The following is a 16,157-nucleotide window of genomic DNA, read 5'->3' on the forward strand; positions in this document are numbered from 1 at the left end:
CGCAAACTCAGAACCTGCGGGTGATCAGCGCCCGCTTGACTTCCTGAATCGCCTTGGTGACCTCAATACCGCGCGGGCAGGCGTCCGTGCAGTTGAAGGTCGTACGGCAACGCCACACGCCGTCCTTGTCGTTGAGGATTTCGAGGCGCTGCTCGCCACCCTCGTCGCGGCTGTCGAAGATGAAGCGGTGCGCGTTGACGATGGCCGCCGGGCCGAAGTACTGGCCGTCGTTCCAGAACACCGGGCAGGAGCTGGTGCAGGCGGCGCAGAGGATGCACTTCGTCGTGTCGTCGAAGCGCTCGCGGTCCTCGGCGGACTGCCGGCGCTCACGGGTCGGCTCGTTGCCGGTCGTGATCAGGAACGGCATGACATCGCGGTACGCCTGGAAGAAGGGCTCCATGTCGACGACAAGGTCCTTCATCACGGTCAGGCCCTTGATGGCCTCGACCGTGATCGGCTTCTCCGGGTTGATGTCCTTGATCAGCGTCTTGCAGGCCAGGCGGTTGCGGCCGTTGATGCGCATGGCGTCGGAGCCGCAGATGCCGTGGGCGCAGGACCGGCGGAAGGTCAGCGACCCGTCCTGATCCCACTTGATCTTGTGGAGGGCGTCCAGGACGCGCTCCTTGGGGTCGATCTCCAGCTGGAAGTCCTCCCAGCTGGCGTCCTCCGAGACCTCCGGGTTGAACCGGCGGATCCGGAAGGTGACGGTGATGTACGGGGAGTCGGCGAAGCCGGGCTCGGGCTGGCCGGCCTCGGCCGCCTTGTCCACTGTCGGGGTTGCCATCAGTACTTACGCTCCATCGGCTGGTAGCGGGTCTGCACGACCGGCTTGTAGTCGAGACGGATCGACTCGGTGCCGTCGTCACCCACCTCGCGGTACGCCATGGTGTGCCGCATGAAGTTGACGTCGTCGCGGTTGGGGTAGTCCTCGCGGTAGTGACCGCCGCGGGACTCCTTGCGGGCGAGTGCGGACACCGCCATGACCTCGGCCAGGTCGAGCAGGTTGCCCAGCTCGATGGCCTCCAGCAGGTCGGTGTTGAACCGCTTGCCCTTGTCCTGGATGGACACGTTCAGGTAGCGCTCGCGCAGCTCGGCGATCTTCTCCACCGCGGACTTGATCGTCTGCTCGGTGCGGAACACCATCACGTTGGCGTCCATGCACTCCTGGAGCTCCTTGCGCAGCTCCGCCACCCGCTCGTTGCCGGTGGAGGTGCGCAGCCGCTCGACCTGGTCGGCGACCAGCTGCGCCGGGTCCTCGGGCAGCTCGACGTAGTCGGCGGTGGCCGAGTACTCGGCGGCGGCGATACCGGCGCGGCGCCCGAAGACGTTGATGTCCAGGAGGGAGTTGGTGCCGAGGCGGTTGGCGCCGTGCACCGACACGCAGGCGACCTCGCCGGCGGCGTACAGGCCCGGCACGACGGTGGTGTTGTCGGCCAGCACCTCGCCCTCGACGTTGGTCGGGATGCCGCCCATGGCGTAGTGCGCGGTCGGCTGGATCGGGATCGGGTCCGTGTAGGGCTCGATACCGAGGTACGTCCGGGCGAACTCGGTGATGTCCGGGAGCTTGGCGTCCAGCTGCTCCGGCGGCAGGTGCGTGAGGTCCAGGTAGACGTGGTCGCCCTCGGGGCCGCAGCCGCGGCCTTCCCGGATCTCGGTGTAGATGGAGCGCGAGACGACGTCACGCGACGCGAGGTCCTTCATGACCGGCGCGTACTTCTCCATGAAGCGCTCGCCGTCCTTGTTGCGGAGGATGCCGCCCTCACCACGGGCGCCCTCCGTCAGCAGGATGCCCATGCGCCAGATGCCCGTCGGGTGGAACTGGAAGAACTCCATGTCCTCCAGCGGCAGCCCGCGGCGGTAGGCCGCGGCCTGGCCGTCACCGGTCAGGGTGTGCGCGTTCGAGGTCACCTTGAAGAACTTGCCGGTGCCACCGGACGCGAAGATGACCGCCTTCGCCTGGAAGACGTGGATCTCGCCGGTCGCCAGCTCGTACGCGACGACGCCCGCGGACTTCTTGACGCCGTCGACGTCCTGGAGCAGCAGGTCGAGCACGTAGAACTCGTTGAAGAACTCCACGCCCTCCTTGACGCAGTTCTGGTACAGCGTCTGGAGGATCATGTGGCCCGTACGGTCCGAGGCGTAGCAGGACCGGCGGACCGGGGCCTCACCGTGGTTACGGGAGTGACCGCCGAAGCGGCGCTGGTCGATCGTGCCGTCCGGGGTGCGGTTGAACGGCAGGCCCATCTTCTCCAGGTCGAGGACCGAGTCGATGGCCTCCTTCGCCAGGATCTCGGCGGCGTCCTGGTCGACCAGGTAGTCGCCGCCCTTGATCGTGTCGAAGGTGTGCCACTCCCAGTTGTCCTCCTCGACGTTCGCGAGGGCGGCGGCCATGCCGCCCTGCGCGGCGCCGGTGTGGGACCGGGTCGGGTAGAGCTTCGTCAGGACCGCGGTGCGGCTGCGCTTCGTCGACTCGATGGCCGCGCGCATGCCCGCGCCGCCGGCGCCGACGATGACTGTGTCGTACTTGTGGATCTGCATTGGTCGTTACCTCAGCCCCGGGGCCTAGCGGATGTTCGGGTCGAAGGTGAAGATCACCAGCGTGCCCAGAAGGACGGTGAACACCGTGGCGGTGTAGAGCAGCATCTTCAGCCAGAAGCGGGTGTTGTCCCGCTGCGCGTAGTCGTTGATGACGGTGCGCAGGCCGTTGGCGCCGTGCAGCATGGCCAGCCACAGCATGACCAGGTCCCATGCCTGCCAGAACGGCGAGGCCCAGCGGCCGGCCACGAACGCGAAGCCGATCTTGGAGACGCCGCCGTCCAGCACCAGCTGGATCAGCAGGTGACCCAGGACCAGGACGACCAGGACGATGCCGGACAGCCGCATGAACAGCCAGCCGTACAGCTCGAAGTTGGTGCGCGTGGCCTTCGGGGTCTTGGCGGTGCGCTTGCGCGGCGGCTCGATGACGGGAGCCGGGTGGTCCACGTCGTACAGGGACACCGCGTCGTTCACAGGAGTCGTTTCAGCAGACATCTCGCGTCAGCTCCCGAACAGCGTGCGCAGGGTGTGCTGCAGCACGGGGTAGAAGGCACCGGCCATCAGCACGACCCAGACACCTACAACGGACCACAGCAGCTGCTTCTGGTACTTCGGGCCCTTGGACCAGAAGTCCACCGCGATGACCCGGAGGCCGTTGAGCGCGTGGAAGAGGATGGCGGCCACCAGGCCGTACTCCATCACGTTGACGAGGGGTGTCTTGTAAGTCGCGACGACATCGTCGTAGGCCTCGGGGGAGACACGGACGAGAGCGGTGTCGAGGACGTGTACGAACAGGAAGAAGAAAATGAGGACGCCAGTGACTCGATGAGCCACCCAGGACCACATGCCTTCCCGGCCGCGGTACAGCGTTCCAGCCGGCACGGAAAAACCCTCCGGGAGCGGGGATTGGGGCCTGCCGGCTTCTCTGTCGGTCACGGCCCGGCCGGGTACGGTCCACCGGCCCTGGCCATCGTAGCGACGAGGTGTCGGTTCCTCCCGTCCGGGTCCTTAGGTGTGATCAAACAGGCACCAACGGGCTATCACACAAGCACGAAACGGGGCTTTCGGGGAGACAAGCCGCGAGATGCAGCCGGCAGGAGGACGCGACCGGCGGCTCGGCGCCCTACGGGAGGCACGCCGCGAGCCGCGTCAGCCGGCCGCGGGCCAGCCGGCGCAGCTCCTCCGAGGTGGCCGCCCGCTCCTCGTCCGGCGCGTTGGCCAGCCGGGCGCGGATCTCGGAGAGCACATGGTCCAGCAGCTCGCCCTCGGGGCAGTCGTCGAGGCAGATCACGAAGACATGGCGGAAGCGCCGCTCGTACTCGGCGTGGGCGGCGCGCAGCGCGGTGTGCGCCGCGAGGGTGCCGAGGGTGCCGGGGCCGGGCAGCCCGGCGAGCGGGGGCGGTGCGACGGACTCCCGGGCGAGGGCCTCGTCCAGTTCGGCCGGCAGGAGGTCGTAGCAGGCCTCGTCGGAGGCGGCGAGCAGCGACTCCAGATCGGGGTACGGGCGGTGCGCGGCGATGCGCTCGGCCCAGCGGACGCTGCCGCAGCAGCTCAGCAGTGCGGCCACCGTGTCGTCCGGCGCGAGGGCGTTGAAGCGTTCGAGCCCGACACAGCCGGGATATCCCTGTGACGGAACGATCCGGCTCGGTGAAGGTATGCCGCACCGCGGCGAATGCGTCGGGTGCAGCGTCGTCGGCCGGGCGGCCGGGTTGTCGCCGGACAGCGTGGGCTCCTCGGACGGATGCGGAGTGAATACGACGGACGGGAACGGAGATGACGGAGTCGAAGGGAGCGAATGGGTCTTTTCGGTGGGTGCGGGCGGGTCGGCGGGTGCGGGACGAGCCGCTGACGGAAGCTGGACGGAAACGGATGAAAGCTAACGGAAGCGGATGAGAGCTGGCGAGACCGGATGGACGTCGGACGCTGCGAACCGGAGGCGGGTGCGGGTGCGGCGGCGGTGGCGCCTACGAGGCGGCACCCCGGCGGAACACCGGCGATCCGGGAGCCCTGGAAGGGGGTGCGGACCGAGGCCACGCTAACGACGCTTGTCGACCGTTGTCCGACGGATGCGCGAATTTCACCCGAATGAGAGAGCTTTCGCGCGCCTGATGGACGACGCGCTCCGCGCAGCCGGCAATGCCTTCGCCCAGAAAAGTGAGGTTGCAGATGTCGTATCCGAAGGGCCCGGCGAATCCGAAGGGCCCGGCGAGCTGGGCCGCGCTGCTGGCCGCGGCGCTGGCCATCGTGCCGGTGCTCACCGGCTGTTCGGGCGCCGCGGACACCCGGCCCCCCGGCAGCACCGGCGCCTCGGCCACCCCGGCCACCGCCGCCACCCCCACCTGGGCCCCGGTCACCGGACCGCCCCGCACCGTCCCGGCCGTACGCGCCTTCCGCCCGGCCGACGGGCGCGGCTGGCGCCCCTCCGAGGGAGCCCGCGTGGTGGTCCCGGCGGGCGCCAGGAGCACCGTCGCCGACGAGGCCCGGCTGCTGGCCAAGGACCTGGGCGGGCTGCCCGTCGTATGGGGCAAGAAGGCCGTACGGCCCGGCGATGTCGAGGTGAAGCTGACGGGCGGGGCCGCGGCGGGACGGCCGGACAACGCCCCCGCCCGCAGCACCGCCGACGAGTCCTACACCCTCACCGCCCGCAACACCCGCCTCACCCTCACCGCGCCCACCGACGCCGGCGTCTTCTACGGCACCCGCACCGTCAAGCAGGCCGTACGCGCCGCCGGCGGGCTCCCCGAGGGCACCATCCAGGACCGGCCGGACCGCCCCCGCCGCGGCATGCTGCTGGACAACGCCCGCAAGCCCTTCAGCGCGGCCTGGATCGAGGCCCGCATTCGGGAACTCGGCGACCTCAAGCTCAACCAGCTCCAGCTGCACTTCTCCGACGACCAGGGCTTCCGCATCCAGAGCGACACCCACCCCGAGATCGTCTCCGAGGACCACCTGACCAAGAACCAGGTCCGCCATCTGGTGAACCTGGCCCGCAGCCGGCATATCTCCGTCATCCCGGAGATCGACTCGCCGGGCCACCTGGGCGCCGTCCTGGAGCACTACCCCGACCTCCAGCTGCGCACCGCGCAGGGCAGCACGGTGCGCGGCGCGATCGACATCTCCAAGCCGAAGGCCGGCGAACTCGTCGACTCGCTGCTGCGCGAGTACGCGGCGCTGTTCACCAACCCCAAGGGCACCGCCGCGTACTGGCACCTGGGCGGCGACGAGTACCAGGCGCTGATGTCCAGCGACCCGGAGACGAAGTACCCGCAGCTCGCACAGGCCGCGCGGGAGAAGTACGGGCCGGGCGGCAGCATCGAGGACCTGGCGACCGGCTGGCTCAACGACCGGGAGAAGACCGTACGGGCGGCCGGCAAGAACCGTATCGAGGCCTGGAACGACGGATTCTTCGCCGACGGCGAGGTGCAGGCCGACAAGGACCGGATCGCCGACTACTGGACCGGCAAGGAGACCGGCGCGCGCGACCCGGCGGCGTATCTGCGCGAGGGCCGCCAGGTGATGAACTTCAACGACGAGTACCTCTACTACGTCCTCGGCGAGCCCAACCAGTTCACCTATCCGACCGGGCAGCGGATCTACCGCAGCTGGACCCCGCGGGTGCTGCGCGGCACCGAGCCGGTGTCGGTCCCCCAGGGGCAGACCGGCCCGGACCGGATTCCGGGGGCGCGGTTCGCGATCTGGTGCGATCTGGCCGATTCCCAGACACCGCAGCAGATCGCGGCCGGGATCCGGCTGCCGCTCGCGGCGCTGGCGCAGAAGACCTGGGACCCGCGGCAGCCGGCGATGTCCTGGGCGGACTTCAAGGCGCTGGCCAACCGGGTGTGAAGAAGGACGCATCGTAGGCGTCGTGCGCGGACTCTCCCGGAGAGTCGCGGCGAACGAGGACGGCCGGGGCCCCACCCGATACGGGGTGCCCTTGTCCACGACGGCAGGTGGTGAATTCGGCATCAGGCTCCGTGGCGGCCTGAGCCCACGAGGACGGCCGGGGCCGCCACCCCCCACAGGAGAGGCCCCGGCCGTCGTTCGCGTGAGGGCCGTCAGGGCCCTCTATTGGGTACAGCGCCGGACGCCCCGAAAGCGTCACACGGGGTGTGGGGCGGCGCACGGCTAGTGGTCTGGACGCGGGCCGGGCAAGGCCCGTAACGTGCGGTTTCGCGCCGGAAGGCGCGTCGGCAGAGCCGGTGCAACGAGGCGGAAAAGGGCAACTTGTTCCGGTATGTCGGTTGGCTGGTACCGGGGCATCGGACGGCGCCTTGATCGCTCCGCGCGAGGGCCCGGATTCGGAGAGTGCGATCACACGGGTTACCGTCAGCAGGAACACGTCGGGTTACCGGGGGTTGCCCGACGCGTCGTGGTGCCCAGCGGCGCGGCGACGGTCAAAAGAGCAGCTGAGCGAAGCAATAAAGCAGCAAGGACCAAGCGGCGGACTTTCCGCGTGCGACAGGATGGACCCGTGCGAGGGGACGACATTCAGCCGGACGACCGTCGGCTGACGGTGGCCGTGCAGGCGGCACAGGACGGCGACGAGGCGGCATTCCGTACCGTCTACCGCGCCGTGCATCCCCGACTTCTCGGATATGTACGGACCTTGGTGGGCGAACCGGACGCCGAAGATGTCGCGTCCGAAGCCTGGCTGCAGATCACCCGCGACCTCGCCCGCTTCAGCGGCGACGCCGACCGCTTCCGCGGCTGGGCCGCCCGCATCGCCCGCAACCGCGCCCTCGACCACATCCGGATGCGCGGCCGCCGCCCCGTCATCGGCGGCGACGAGAGTGAACTCGCCGACACCCCCAGCACCTCCGACACCCTCGGCGAGGCGATGGAGGCCCTCGGCACCGGCCGCACCTTCCGCCTCATAGCCAGACTCCCGCAGGACCAGGCCGAGGCCGTGGTCCTACGGGTGGTCGTCGGACTCGACGCCAAGAGCGCCGCGCAAGTACTCGGCAAACGACCCGGCGCGGTACGCACCTCCGCCCATCGCGGACTGCGACGGCTCGCCGAACTCATCGGCGACGATCCCGGCATCGGCCTCGGGCACCGAACCGCCACCGACGACGATGACGACGGCGGCACCGGCCCGGGCGCGGAAGGCGCCGAAGGCGCGCAACAAAGCGGAAACACCCCCGCCGACCAGCCCGAAGAGGGCGTCCGCAAGGGTGGTGGAACCATAGACGGAGTGCCCGCACAGGGCAGGAAACGCCGCGACGGCGTGGCGGAATCGTACTCACCGGGTGTGACGGAAACGGCCGCACGAACGCAGAAGGACATGTGATGGCCGACGACCCGTACAACTGGCTCGACAAGGACGCTGCGGAGCGAATGCTGCGCGGCGACCCGGTCGGCCCCCGGGACGGCGTCGGCGCCCGCGAACTCGAACAGCTCCTGGAAGCCGCCAAAGCCGTAGGCGCGGCGATCCCGGAAGCCACCGAGCTCCCCGGCGAAGACGCCGCTCTGGCCGCCTTCCGCAGCGCCCGCCACGGCACCGGCGCCCGGACGGGCAACCGCGCCACCGGCGACCGCGCCACCGGCGACCGCGTCACCGCCGTGAGCACCACCCGCTCCGGCGGCCTCGCCGAACGCACCCGCCTCGCCCGCCCCTTTCGACGCGGCTTCGCGGTCGCGCTGACGGTCTGCGCCATCGGCGGCGTCGCCGTCGCCGCCGGCACCGGCATGCTGCCCCCCTTCGAGGGCGGCGACGCCGACCCCGAACCCGCCTCCAGCGTCTCCGCCGCCGAAACACCCGGCATCCTCGAAAGCCGGCAGCCGGACGGAGGAAGCGGCGGCACAGCCACCCACACCCCCGACGCGACGCACGGGCACGGCTCGACCGACCCCAGCGGCACCGGCACACCCGGCAACGGACACGGCCCCGGCGGCAGCCAGAAACCCGGCGACGCCACCCCCGGCGGCGGCCCCGGTGACAACGCTGCCGTCGGCGGCTCCGGCGACGACGGCAAGCCCCGCCCCGGCGACGCCGACCAGAAGAAGCTGATACTGCAGCTGTGCCACGACTACCAGTCCGGCAAGCGCGACACCATGGACCGCGAGGCACTGCGCCGCCTGGAGCGCGCCGCCGGCGGCCCCGACAAGATCCGCTCCTTCTGCCGTAAATACCTGGCCTCCAACCAGAACGGCGGCTCCGGCGGCGACGACGGCTACAGCGGCGGCTCCAGCGGCTCGGGCGGATCCGGACACGGCGGTAGCGGCGGCGGCAAAGGCGGCGGACAAGGCGGTGGCGACGGAGACGACGACTCCGACCCGGCCGCCTCCACCACCTCCGGCGCATCCACCCCCGCGTCCGCCCCCACCGTGACCCCCTCCGCCTCCCCCAGCGCCACTTCGAGCCCGGCCCCAACCAGCCAGGTGTGACGTTTTTTGAGCCAGTGACGCAGTAGAGATTGAAGCCGACTGGTCATCGGCTGCGCAGGAGCCGGGGTCCCCCCCGTACCCACGGCTCCGCGCACTCGGCGCGGGCGGGGCACGTTCCCCCGGCCCTGCCCGCGCCTGTTCTTTACCCCTAATCCGGGGCGCGCTTTCGCGGACGTGGTTGGCGTTTGTGGGGGTTGCTCAATTATCGCTTCGGTCAGAGACATGGGCGGAGCGGGGGAACAGGAATCGGCTAGGCGGCTAGTGGTAGATGACCACTCGGGTTCCTTGTTTCACGGCCGCGAACAAGGCGGCGATCTTTCCCTCATCTCTCACATTGACGCAGCCGTGTGAGGCGCCCGAATAACCCCGGGCCGCGAAGTCCTTCGAATAGTGGACCGCCTGACCGCCACTGAAGAACATCGCATACGGCATCGCCGTGTGATAGATCGTCGAGACATGATGCCGGCTCTTGAACGTGACGGCGAAAACGCCCTCACGGGTCGGCGTGTACTGAGACCCGAAACGCACATCCATCGCCGACACCACCCTGCCGTTCACCATCCAGGCGAGAGTGTCGCTCTTCTTGCTTATGCAGACCACCCGACCCCGCATACAGCGCGCATCGGGCGTGTCCAGCGGTCTGCTGGTCGGCGGGTGGAGCTGCATTTCCGACGGTTCGCGGGTCCGGGAAAGCAGAGCACTCCAGGTCGCCGTCTGCACCGCACCGGTACGGGGCTCGCCCTGCTGCCCCTGGAACGCCCGGACCGCGGCCGCGGTCACCGCGGCGTAATAGCCCGTCGGGGAGCGGTCGAAAAGGCCCAGTTGGGCCAGCCGCGCCTGGAGCTCGCGTACCCGCGCGCCGCGGGAACCGTAGGCCATGACTGGCTGGGCGGAACGAGGCGGACGGGCGCGTTTCGTGGGGGGAGAGGGACGGGAAGTGGCTCGCGGTGGGGGATGTGCCGCCGGGGCCTGCGCCCCGGGCTTGCCGCCCGTGGCCCCGGCGCTGGTGACGGTCATCGGGCGGCAGCCGACCGCGGCCGCCAGCACCGCCGCCACCAGCAGCATCGTCCCCGCCACGGGTCTTCCCTTGCTCCGACGCATGACCACCCCCGGGATCGCCGGCAACACGGCCACCGTTGAGGATTCCCAATGCTGCGCGGCGACGAACCTGCGGGCATCCTGTGAGCAAGGCGTGATACCCGTCACTCAATGGGAGGCGTACACCCATGGCGCGCGAGTCGGGCAGTGTGCGGCACAACGAGAGCGGCCTGCCCATCGAACCCGTCTACGGACCACAGGCACTGGCCGGCTGGGACCCCGAACACCGGCTCGGCACCCCCGGGCAGTACCCCTTCACCCGCGGCGTCTATCCGTCGATGTACACCGGCCGGCCCTGGACCATGCGCCAGTACGCGGGCTTCGGCACCGCCCGCGAGTCCAACGCCCGCTACCGGCAGCTGATCGCCCACGGCACGACCGGACTGTCCGTCGCCTTCGACCTGCCCACCCAGATGGGACACAACTCCGACACCCCGATCGCGGCCGGCGAGGTCGGCAAAGTCGGAGTGGCCATCGACTCCGTCGAAGACATGCGGGTCCTCTTCGGCGGGATCCCCCTGGACAGAGTCTCGACCTCCATGACCATCAACGCCCCGGCCGCATTGCTGCTCCTCCTCTACCAACTGGTCGGCGAGGAAGAAGGAGTGGCGGGCGATCAGCTGACCGGCACCATCCAGAACGACATCCTCAAGGAATACATCGCACGCGGGACATACATCTTCCCGCCCAAGCCCTCCCTCCGGCTCATCGCCGACATCTTCAAATACTGCCGCGCCGAAATCCCCAAATGGAACACCATCTCCATCTCCGGCTACCACATGGCCGAGGCCGGCGCCTCACCCGCCCAAGAGATCGCCTTCACACTGGCCAACGGAGTGGAGTACGTCCGCACCGCACTCTCCGCCGGAATGGACATCGACGACTTCGCACCACGCCTCTCCTTCTTCTTCGTATCCCGTACGACGCTTCTGGAAGAGGTCGCGAAATTCCGTGCGGCACGCCGGATCTGGTCCCGGCTGATGAGAGAGGAATTCGGCGCGAAGAACCCCAAATCCCAGATGCTGCGCTTCCATACCCAGACCGCCGGCGTACAGCTCACCGCGCAGCAGCCGGAAGTCAATCTCGTACGCGTGGCCGTCCAGGGACTGGCCGCGGTACTCGGCGGCACACAGTCGCTGCACACCAACTCCTTCGACGAGGCCATCGCCCTGCCGACGGACAAAGCGGCCCGGCTCGCACTGCGCACACAGCAGGTGCTCGCCTACGAGACCGATGTCACCGCCACCGTCGACCCGTTCGCCGGGTCCTACGCCATCGAGTCGATGACGGACGAGGTGGAGGCCGCGGCCCTCGAACTCATGACACGCGTCGAGGACATGGGAGGCGCGGTGGCCGCCATCGAACGGGGCTTCCAGAAGGGCGAGATCGAACGCAACGCGTACCGCATCGCCCAGGAGACGGACGCCGGCGAACGCGTCGTCGTCGGCGTCAACCGGTTCCAACTGGACGAGGAGGAGCCCTACGAGCCGCTGCGGGTCGACCCGGCGATCGAGGCCCAACAGGTCGAGCGGCTGGCCGTGTTGCGCCACCGCCGCAACGAGAAGACGGTGACCGCCGAGCTGGACGCACTACGGAAAGCCGCCGAGGGCAGCGGCAACGTCCTCCACCCCATGAAGGAGGCGCTGCGGGCGCGGGCTACGGTGGGAGAAGTGTGCGATGCGCTGCGCGAGGTGTGGGGGACCTATGTGCCCACGGATGCGTTCTGAGGCCATGCTGGGCACGTCGACCAGAGGTCCGCTCCGAGGACACGTTCTGGCCAGCGGCTGGACCTCGGGGTGTGTTCTGACCAGGGGTGTGTTCTGACGAGAGGTGTGTTCTGACCAGCGGCCAGGGCTACGGCCTCTTCCTGCTCGGTGAGGACGGCGTCGACGAGGAGGCACTCGCCCGCGGCCTCGCCGAGGCCTTCGGCCGACCCGCCCACGACATCGGCGTCGCGGCCGAGGACTTCGACGTCGATACCCGTGACTGGAGCCGGCCCGTGCTGTGCGACTACCACCGGGTCGACGGCGACGCCACCTGGGTCCTCGACCTCTACGCCACCACGGAGATCACCGACCCGCCCGCCGCCCGCACCATCGGCCGCACCCTCGCCACCGCACTCGGCAGACCCGTCCTCTACGAAGCGTCCGCGCCGATCTTCCGCCCCAGCGCCTACTGGGTGGCGACCCCGGACGGCCACACCGGCCGCGCCCGCCTGTACGACCCCGGGGACGTCGACGGCCGCGACGGCTTCGTCATCCACGCCGCCGAACTGCCCATCCCCCAACTCCCGCACGTCCCGGTCGACTTCATCTACGAAGCCATCGGCGACGAAGCAGGCAACTACTACTACGGCGAGGCCCTCCGCACCCTCGTCGCCGCACTCCGCAACCACTGCCCCGACTCCACTCTCGACCTACAAGACCCACGCGACGCCGACGCCGACGCCGACTGCGACGACGGAGACAAGGTCCCCGCGCACGGCCTCACCCTCCGCTGGACCGTCCCCGCCGAGCGACTCAAGGACTGCGCCGCACAGGCAGGCCGCCACCTCGACGCCGCCCGGCCGCTTCCCCATCCCCTCAACCTCGCCCTACGCGCCGCCGCCCGGGAGCCGGACGAGGAGCCTTGAGCGCGTAACCCCACCGCAGCGCCCCCGCAAAACGACCCCGGCACCCCCGGCATACGACGTCCCCCCATAGCGCCCAGCCCGCCGCCCGTCACCGGGTTCCTCCGTGAATGCCCCGGCGTCCACCCCGTGACGGGGGTTAGGCAGCCCACAATGATCAAGAGCTCTCAACTGTCAGTCCTCCCAGATAGGTTGTTGTGCATGACGACAGCAGCGACAGCGGAGGATGCCGGGCATGCCCGGTGGACGTTCCGGCTGCGTGTGTCGTCCACAGCCCGCGCTGCCCTGCTGGGCGAGTGGGACCGGTGCCGGTGGGCGTGGAACGAGTGCTGCGCCAAGTCCAAGGCCGTGCACCTGCGGAACAAGCACCGGCCCGAAGGTGCGGACAAGCAGACGTGCGGTCCGGCGCAGCTCGACAAGATGCTGACCGAAGCCCGCAAAGCGAACGGATGGCTGCGTGCGGGATCCTCTGTTCCGCAGCAGCAGTTGATACGCGACTTCGGGAAATCCCGGGCGAAGGCGCAGAAGGACATCAAGGAACGGTTGCCGATGCGGCAACGGGCGGGGATGCCGAAGTACAAGAAGAAGCGCGAAGCCCGGCCGAGCCTTAACTACACCAAGCGCGGCTTCCGCCTCAAAGACGGCCGTCTGCACCTGGCCGGGGGGATCGTGCTGACCGTCGTGTGGTCGCGGAACTTGCCTGCCGACCCGTCCAGCGTGCGTGTCTATCAGGACTGTGTTGGGCATTGGTACTGCTCGTTCGTCGTTCCCGCCGAGGTCCAGCCGCTGCCCGAAACGGGCGCGGTGATCGGCATCGACTGGGGCGTACGCGAGACGGCGACCACCACATCCGACGCACACGACCTTCCCCACGCCGAGCACGGCCGGAAGGCCGCCCAGAGGCTGGCCCGGTACCAGCGGATGATGGCTCGCCGTAAGCCGAAGGAGGGGCAGGCCGGGTCGAAGGGCTACCGGGCTGCGAAGCAGCAGACGGCGAAGCTGCACAAGAAGGTAGCCCGGCAACGCCAGGACACCGGCCGCAAGTGGGCGTCCGTGGTCCGCGATCATGACGCCCTGGCCGTGGAGGACTTCCGCCCGAAGTTCCTCGCGAAGTCCACCATGGCCCGCAAGGCCGCCGATGCGGCGATCAGCGCCACCAAGACGGCCCTGATCGAGATGGGCCGCAAGCACCGGCGCGACGTCCGCCTGGTGCACCCCGCGCACACCACGATGGACTGTGCGCAGTGCGGAGCGAGAACCAAGCACGCACTACCTCTCTCAGAACGAACCTACGCCTGCACCGCGTGCGGAGCCGTCTCGCCCAGAGACAAGAACTCCGCCCGCGTGATGCTGGTCCGGGCTGGTCTCAACCCGGCTAGCGTTGATGGTGGAAGACCAGATCAGGCGCCGCCTGGCCTGGCAGCGTGAGCTAGAGATCCCCGCATCAGCCCTGGAGGGTGAGGAATCCCCTCCCCTTCAGGGAGGGGAGGATTCAAACTGTTCCCATGTCTTCGCCCCGCCGCGCATGCCCCGTCTGCGTCCGAGAGATCGCCGTCGTCGGCGGCCGCTTCGCCCGTCACGACCCGCCTGGGCGGCGTACGGGAATCGAGCTGATCTCCTGCCCCGGTTCGCGACGGATCGCCCCGCTCATGGCACCGGCGGAGCGACTCTTCGACCCCGAGGAACCCCCGTTCCCCGGCCAGCAACCACTGTTCTGAGCGGCCTCCGACGGCACCGGCTCAACCTCCGGCACCGACCCGACTGGGCGCTCAACTACGGTGCCAGCACATCCAGTTCGGCCATGGCCCCGAGCGTGATTTCGCGCGTCAACGCCTCCGCGCGCTCCGCGTCACCCGTGCGTACCGCCTCCGCGACCTGCACATGCAGCGTGACCGCGGCCGGGTCGGGGTCCGTGAACATCACGTGGTGCTGGGTGCGGCCGGTCAGCACGGCCGCGACCACATCGCCGAGCCGGGCGAACATCTCGTTGCCGGAGGCGCTGAGCACCACCCGGTGGAAGGCGGTGTCATGCACCAGGTACGCGTCGAGCTGCTGGCCGCGTGACGTGGCCACCATCCCCATGGCGTGTTCGGTGAGTTCGGCGCACTGCTCGGGGGTGGCGTGGGTGGCGGCCAGCCCCGCGGCGACCGGTTCGACGGCCGAGCGCAGCACGGTCAGCGACCGCAGCTGCCGGGGGCGGTCCCGGCCGGCCAGCCGCCAGCCGATCACCCGCGGGTCGTAGACGTTCCACTCCTCGGCCGGGCGGACGGTCACCCCGACGCGGCGCCGGGAGGCGACCAGCTGCATGGATTCCAGTACCCGGATCGCCTCGCGGATGACCGTGCGCGAGACATCGAAGCGCCGCTCCAGCTCGTCCGTCCGCAGGACCGTGCCCGGGGGGTAGTCGCCCGCGGTGATCGCGGGCCCCAGGGACTCCAGCACTCGGGCGTGCAGCCCCTTCCCCTCGTTCTCCATGCGCCAAGCCTACGTTCCCGCCCGGCGCCCCTTTCTTCCTTGTCCCGCCTGGGTCCCGCCTTCCTCGCCCGCCGCCCCGCCTGCCCTCCTTCCTCTTACGGCAACAATTACGGAGAGTTATTCATTCCCTCGGAGAGTAGTCAGAGGGTGGTTGGTATGTGGTCGGCGGGTGGGCGGGGGGCTCCCGGTTGGATGGGTAATAAGTATGACGTTTTCGTCACGGGGTCTTGAATACGTCGTACCTAATGGGTTTCAGTGGGGCGACGCACGAGGTCGATGGAGACAGCGAGGTAAACGGGATGAGCACGCCCCACGTCATCGTCGTGATGGGAGTGGCCGGCACCGGCAAGACGACCATCGGCCCGCTCGTGGCCGCTCGACTCGGCGTTCCCTACGCGGAGGGCGACGACTTCCACCCGTCGGCCAACATCGCCAAGATGTCCGCGGGTATCCCGCTGGACGACCAGGACCGCGGCCCCTGGCTGGACGCCATCGGTGCCTGGGCGCACGCCCGTGCCGGACGTGGTGGCGTGGTCAGCAGCTCCGCGCTCAAGCGCGCCTACCGCGACCGGCTGCGCGCGGCCGCGCCCGGGGTGGTCTTTCTCCATCTCACCGGTGACCGTGCGCTGATCGAGGCGCGGATGGCCGAGCGCAAGGGCCACTTCATGCCGACCGCCTTGCTGGACTCCCAGTTCGCCACGCTCGAACCGCTCGGCCCCGACGAGGCGGGCGTGGCGGTGGACGTCTCCGGCACCCCGGAGGAGATCGCCGAACGGGCGGTCGCCGCGCTGGGGGAGCGCGAGCAGCGCGAGCAGCGGGAGGAGCGGGAGCGGGAGCAGCGGCGGCAGGAGTCCGCCGGCTAGCGGCCGTGCCCGGTCCGGGGGCGGCGGCCGCCCCCGGCACCCCCACCCCGCAGGATCCCGCGAGCCCCGCAGGCCCCCACGCGTCACGAGCCCCGTGAGCCCCACGAGCCCGTAGGCCCCCCACAAGCCCCACAAGCCCGTAGGCACCCACAAGCCCCACAAGCCCCCCA

General features: G+C 69.6%; 15 protein-coding genes. 8 read left to right on the top strand and 7 right to left on the bottom strand.

The window, feature by feature from the left end; translation table 11 throughout:
• Nucleotides 1-7: 7 nt before the first annotated feature.
• From FCH28_RS18080 to FCH28_RS18100, 5 genes are all read right to left on the bottom strand, one after another.
• Nucleotides 8-784, bottom strand: coding sequence for a succinate dehydrogenase iron-sulfur subunit (locus tag FCH28_RS18080; protein ID WP_136741065.1), 777 nt, complete (start codon nucleotides 782-784; stop codon nucleotides 8-10).
• The gene (sdhA, locus tag FCH28_RS18085) at nucleotides 784-2,538 is read right to left on the bottom strand and encodes a succinate dehydrogenase flavoprotein subunit (RefSeq protein WP_136741066.1); all 1,755 of its coding nucleotides are present in this window, start codon (nucleotides 2,536-2,538) and stop codon (nucleotides 784-786) included. The genes FCH28_RS18080 and sdhA overlap by 1 nt, the downstream gene beginning before the upstream one ends.
• Before the next feature lie 24 nt (nucleotides 2,539-2,562).
• A complete protein-coding gene (locus FCH28_RS18090) occupies nucleotides 2,563-3,030 on the bottom strand; it encodes a succinate dehydrogenase hydrophobic membrane anchor subunit (RefSeq protein ID WP_136741067.1) in 468 nt (155 codons plus the stop codon).
• A 6-nt stretch (nucleotides 3,031-3,036) separates the two neighbouring features.
• On the bottom strand, nucleotides 3,037-3,417 hold the full coding sequence (gene sdhC / locus FCH28_RS18095) for a succinate dehydrogenase, cytochrome b556 subunit (RefSeq protein WP_136741068.1): 381 nt from the start codon (nucleotides 3,415-3,417) through the stop codon (nucleotides 3,037-3,039).
• 241 nt (nucleotides 3,418-3,658) lie between these two features.
• Nucleotides 3,659-4,102, bottom strand: coding sequence for a 2-oxo-4-hydroxy-4-carboxy-5-ureidoimidazoline decarboxylase (locus FCH28_RS18100; RefSeq protein ID WP_246102956.1), 444 nt, complete (start codon nucleotides 4,100-4,102; stop codon nucleotides 3,659-3,661).
• Nucleotides 4,103-4,701: 599 nt separating this feature from the next.
• Here FCH28_RS18100 and FCH28_RS18105 point away from each other — a divergent pair.
• From FCH28_RS18105 to FCH28_RS38155, 3 genes are all read left to right on the top strand, one after another.
• Nucleotides 4,702-6,378 carry a beta-N-acetylhexosaminidase gene (locus FCH28_RS18105; protein WP_169314192.1) on the top strand — a complete coding sequence of 559 codons (1,677 nt, stop codon included), beginning with the start codon at nucleotides 4,702-4,704 and terminating at the stop codon, nucleotides 6,376-6,378.
• A gap of 643 nt (nucleotides 6,379-7,021) precedes the next feature.
• A complete protein-coding gene (locus FCH28_RS18110; RefSeq protein ID WP_425471961.1) occupies nucleotides 7,022-7,825 on the top strand; it encodes an RNA polymerase sigma factor in 804 nt (267 codons plus the stop codon).
• The gene (locus tag FCH28_RS38155; protein WP_169314193.1) at nucleotides 7,825-8,922 is read left to right on the top strand and encodes a hypothetical protein; all 1,098 of its coding nucleotides are present in this window, start codon (nucleotides 7,825-7,827) and stop codon (nucleotides 8,920-8,922) included. The genes FCH28_RS18110 and FCH28_RS38155 overlap by 1 nt, the downstream gene beginning before the upstream one ends.
• Before the next feature lie 258 nt (nucleotides 8,923-9,180).
• On the opposite strand, the gene FCH28_RS18120 is transcribed toward FCH28_RS38155, so the two are convergent.
• Nucleotides 9,181-9,987: a L,D-transpeptidase family protein gene (locus tag FCH28_RS18120; RefSeq protein WP_136741162.1), complete on the bottom strand. Its 807-nt coding sequence runs from the start codon at nucleotides 9,985-9,987 to the stop codon at nucleotides 9,181-9,183.
• 161 nt (nucleotides 9,988-10,148) lie between these two features.
• Here FCH28_RS18120 and FCH28_RS18125 point away from each other — a divergent pair, with 161 nt between their 5' ends.
• The 4 genes from FCH28_RS18125 to FCH28_RS18140 all read left to right on the top strand — a co-directional run bounded on the left by FCH28_RS18125 (nucleotide 10,149) and on the right by FCH28_RS18140 (nucleotide 14,367).
• Complete coding sequence (locus tag FCH28_RS18125; RefSeq protein WP_136741072.1) at nucleotides 10,149-11,747, top strand: acyl-CoA mutase large subunit family protein; 1,599 nt, start codon at nucleotides 10,149-10,151, stop codon at nucleotides 11,745-11,747.
• 86 nt (nucleotides 11,748-11,833) lie between these two features.
• The gene (locus tag FCH28_RS18130; RefSeq protein WP_136741073.1) at nucleotides 11,834-12,652 is read left to right on the top strand and encodes a hypothetical protein; all 819 of its coding nucleotides are present in this window, start codon (nucleotides 11,834-11,836) and stop codon (nucleotides 12,650-12,652) included.
• 198 nt (nucleotides 12,653-12,850) lie between these two features.
• Nucleotides 12,851-14,077: an RNA-guided endonuclease InsQ/TnpB family protein gene (locus FCH28_RS18135; RefSeq protein WP_136741074.1), complete on the top strand. Its 1,227-nt coding sequence runs from the start codon at nucleotides 12,851-12,853 to the stop codon at nucleotides 14,075-14,077.
• Nucleotides 14,078-14,154: 77 nt separating this feature from the next.
• Nucleotides 14,155-14,367, top strand: coding sequence for a hypothetical protein (locus FCH28_RS18140; protein WP_136741075.1), 213 nt, complete (start codon nucleotides 14,155-14,157; stop codon nucleotides 14,365-14,367).
• Nucleotides 14,368-14,422: 55 nt separating this feature from the next.
• Here FCH28_RS18140 and FCH28_RS18145 read toward each other — a convergent pair whose 3' ends face one another.
• Nucleotides 14,423-15,124, bottom strand: coding sequence for a FadR/GntR family transcriptional regulator (locus tag FCH28_RS18145; RefSeq protein WP_136741076.1), 702 nt, complete (start codon nucleotides 15,122-15,124; stop codon nucleotides 14,423-14,425).
• Between the two features lie 299 nt (nucleotides 15,125-15,423).
• Between FCH28_RS18145 and FCH28_RS18150 the strand changes: the two genes are divergently transcribed.
• Nucleotides 15,424-15,987: a gluconokinase gene (locus FCH28_RS18150; RefSeq protein ID WP_169314194.1), complete on the top strand. Its 564-nt coding sequence runs from the start codon at nucleotides 15,424-15,426 to the stop codon at nucleotides 15,985-15,987.
• Nucleotides 15,988-16,157: the final 170 nt, after the last annotated feature.

It is taken from the genome of Streptomyces piniterrae (genome assembly GCF_005048155.1).
In the GTDB taxonomy this organism is placed as follows: Bacteria; Actinomycetota; Actinomycetes; order Streptomycetales; family Streptomycetaceae; genus Streptomyces; species Streptomyces piniterrae.

Excerpts from the sequence above, each read along its gene's own strand:
- FCH28_RS18080 (WP_136741065.1), bottom strand. The coding sequence starts at position 784 with ATGGCAACCCCGACAGTGGACAAGGCGGCCGAGGCCGGCCAGCCCGAG.
- sdhA (WP_136741066.1), bottom strand. The coding sequence starts at position 2,538 with ATGCAGATCCACAAGTACGACACAGTCATCGTCGGCGCCGGCGGCGCG.
- FCH28_RS18090 (WP_136741067.1), bottom strand. The coding sequence starts at position 3,030 with ATGTCTGCTGAAACGACTCCTGTGAACGACGCGGTGTCCCTGTACGAC.
- FCH28_RS18105 (WP_169314192.1), top strand. The coding sequence starts at position 4,702 with ATGTCGTATCCGAAGGGCCCGGCGAATCCGAAGGGCCCGGCGAGCTGG.
- FCH28_RS38155 (WP_169314193.1), top strand. The coding sequence starts at position 7,825 with ATGGCCGACGACCCGTACAACTGGCTCGACAAGGACGCTGCGGAGCGA.
- FCH28_RS18120 (WP_136741162.1), bottom strand. The coding sequence starts at position 9,987 with ATGCTGCTGGTGGCGGCGGTGCTGGCGGCCGCGGTCGGCTGCCGCCCG.
- FCH28_RS18125 (WP_136741072.1), top strand. The coding sequence starts at position 10,149 with ATGGCGCGCGAGTCGGGCAGTGTGCGGCACAACGAGAGCGGCCTGCCC.
- FCH28_RS18135 (WP_136741074.1), top strand. The coding sequence starts at position 12,851 with ATGACGACAGCAGCGACAGCGGAGGATGCCGGGCATGCCCGGTGGACG.
- FCH28_RS18140 (WP_136741075.1), top strand. The coding sequence starts at position 14,155 with ATGTCTTCGCCCCGCCGCGCATGCCCCGTCTGCGTCCGAGAGATCGCC.
- FCH28_RS18145 (WP_136741076.1), bottom strand. The coding sequence starts at position 15,124 with ATGGAGAACGAGGGGAAGGGGCTGCACGCCCGAGTGCTGGAGTCCCTG.
- FCH28_RS18150 (WP_169314194.1), top strand. The coding sequence starts at position 15,424 with ATGAGCACGCCCCACGTCATCGTCGTGATGGGAGTGGCCGGCACCGGC.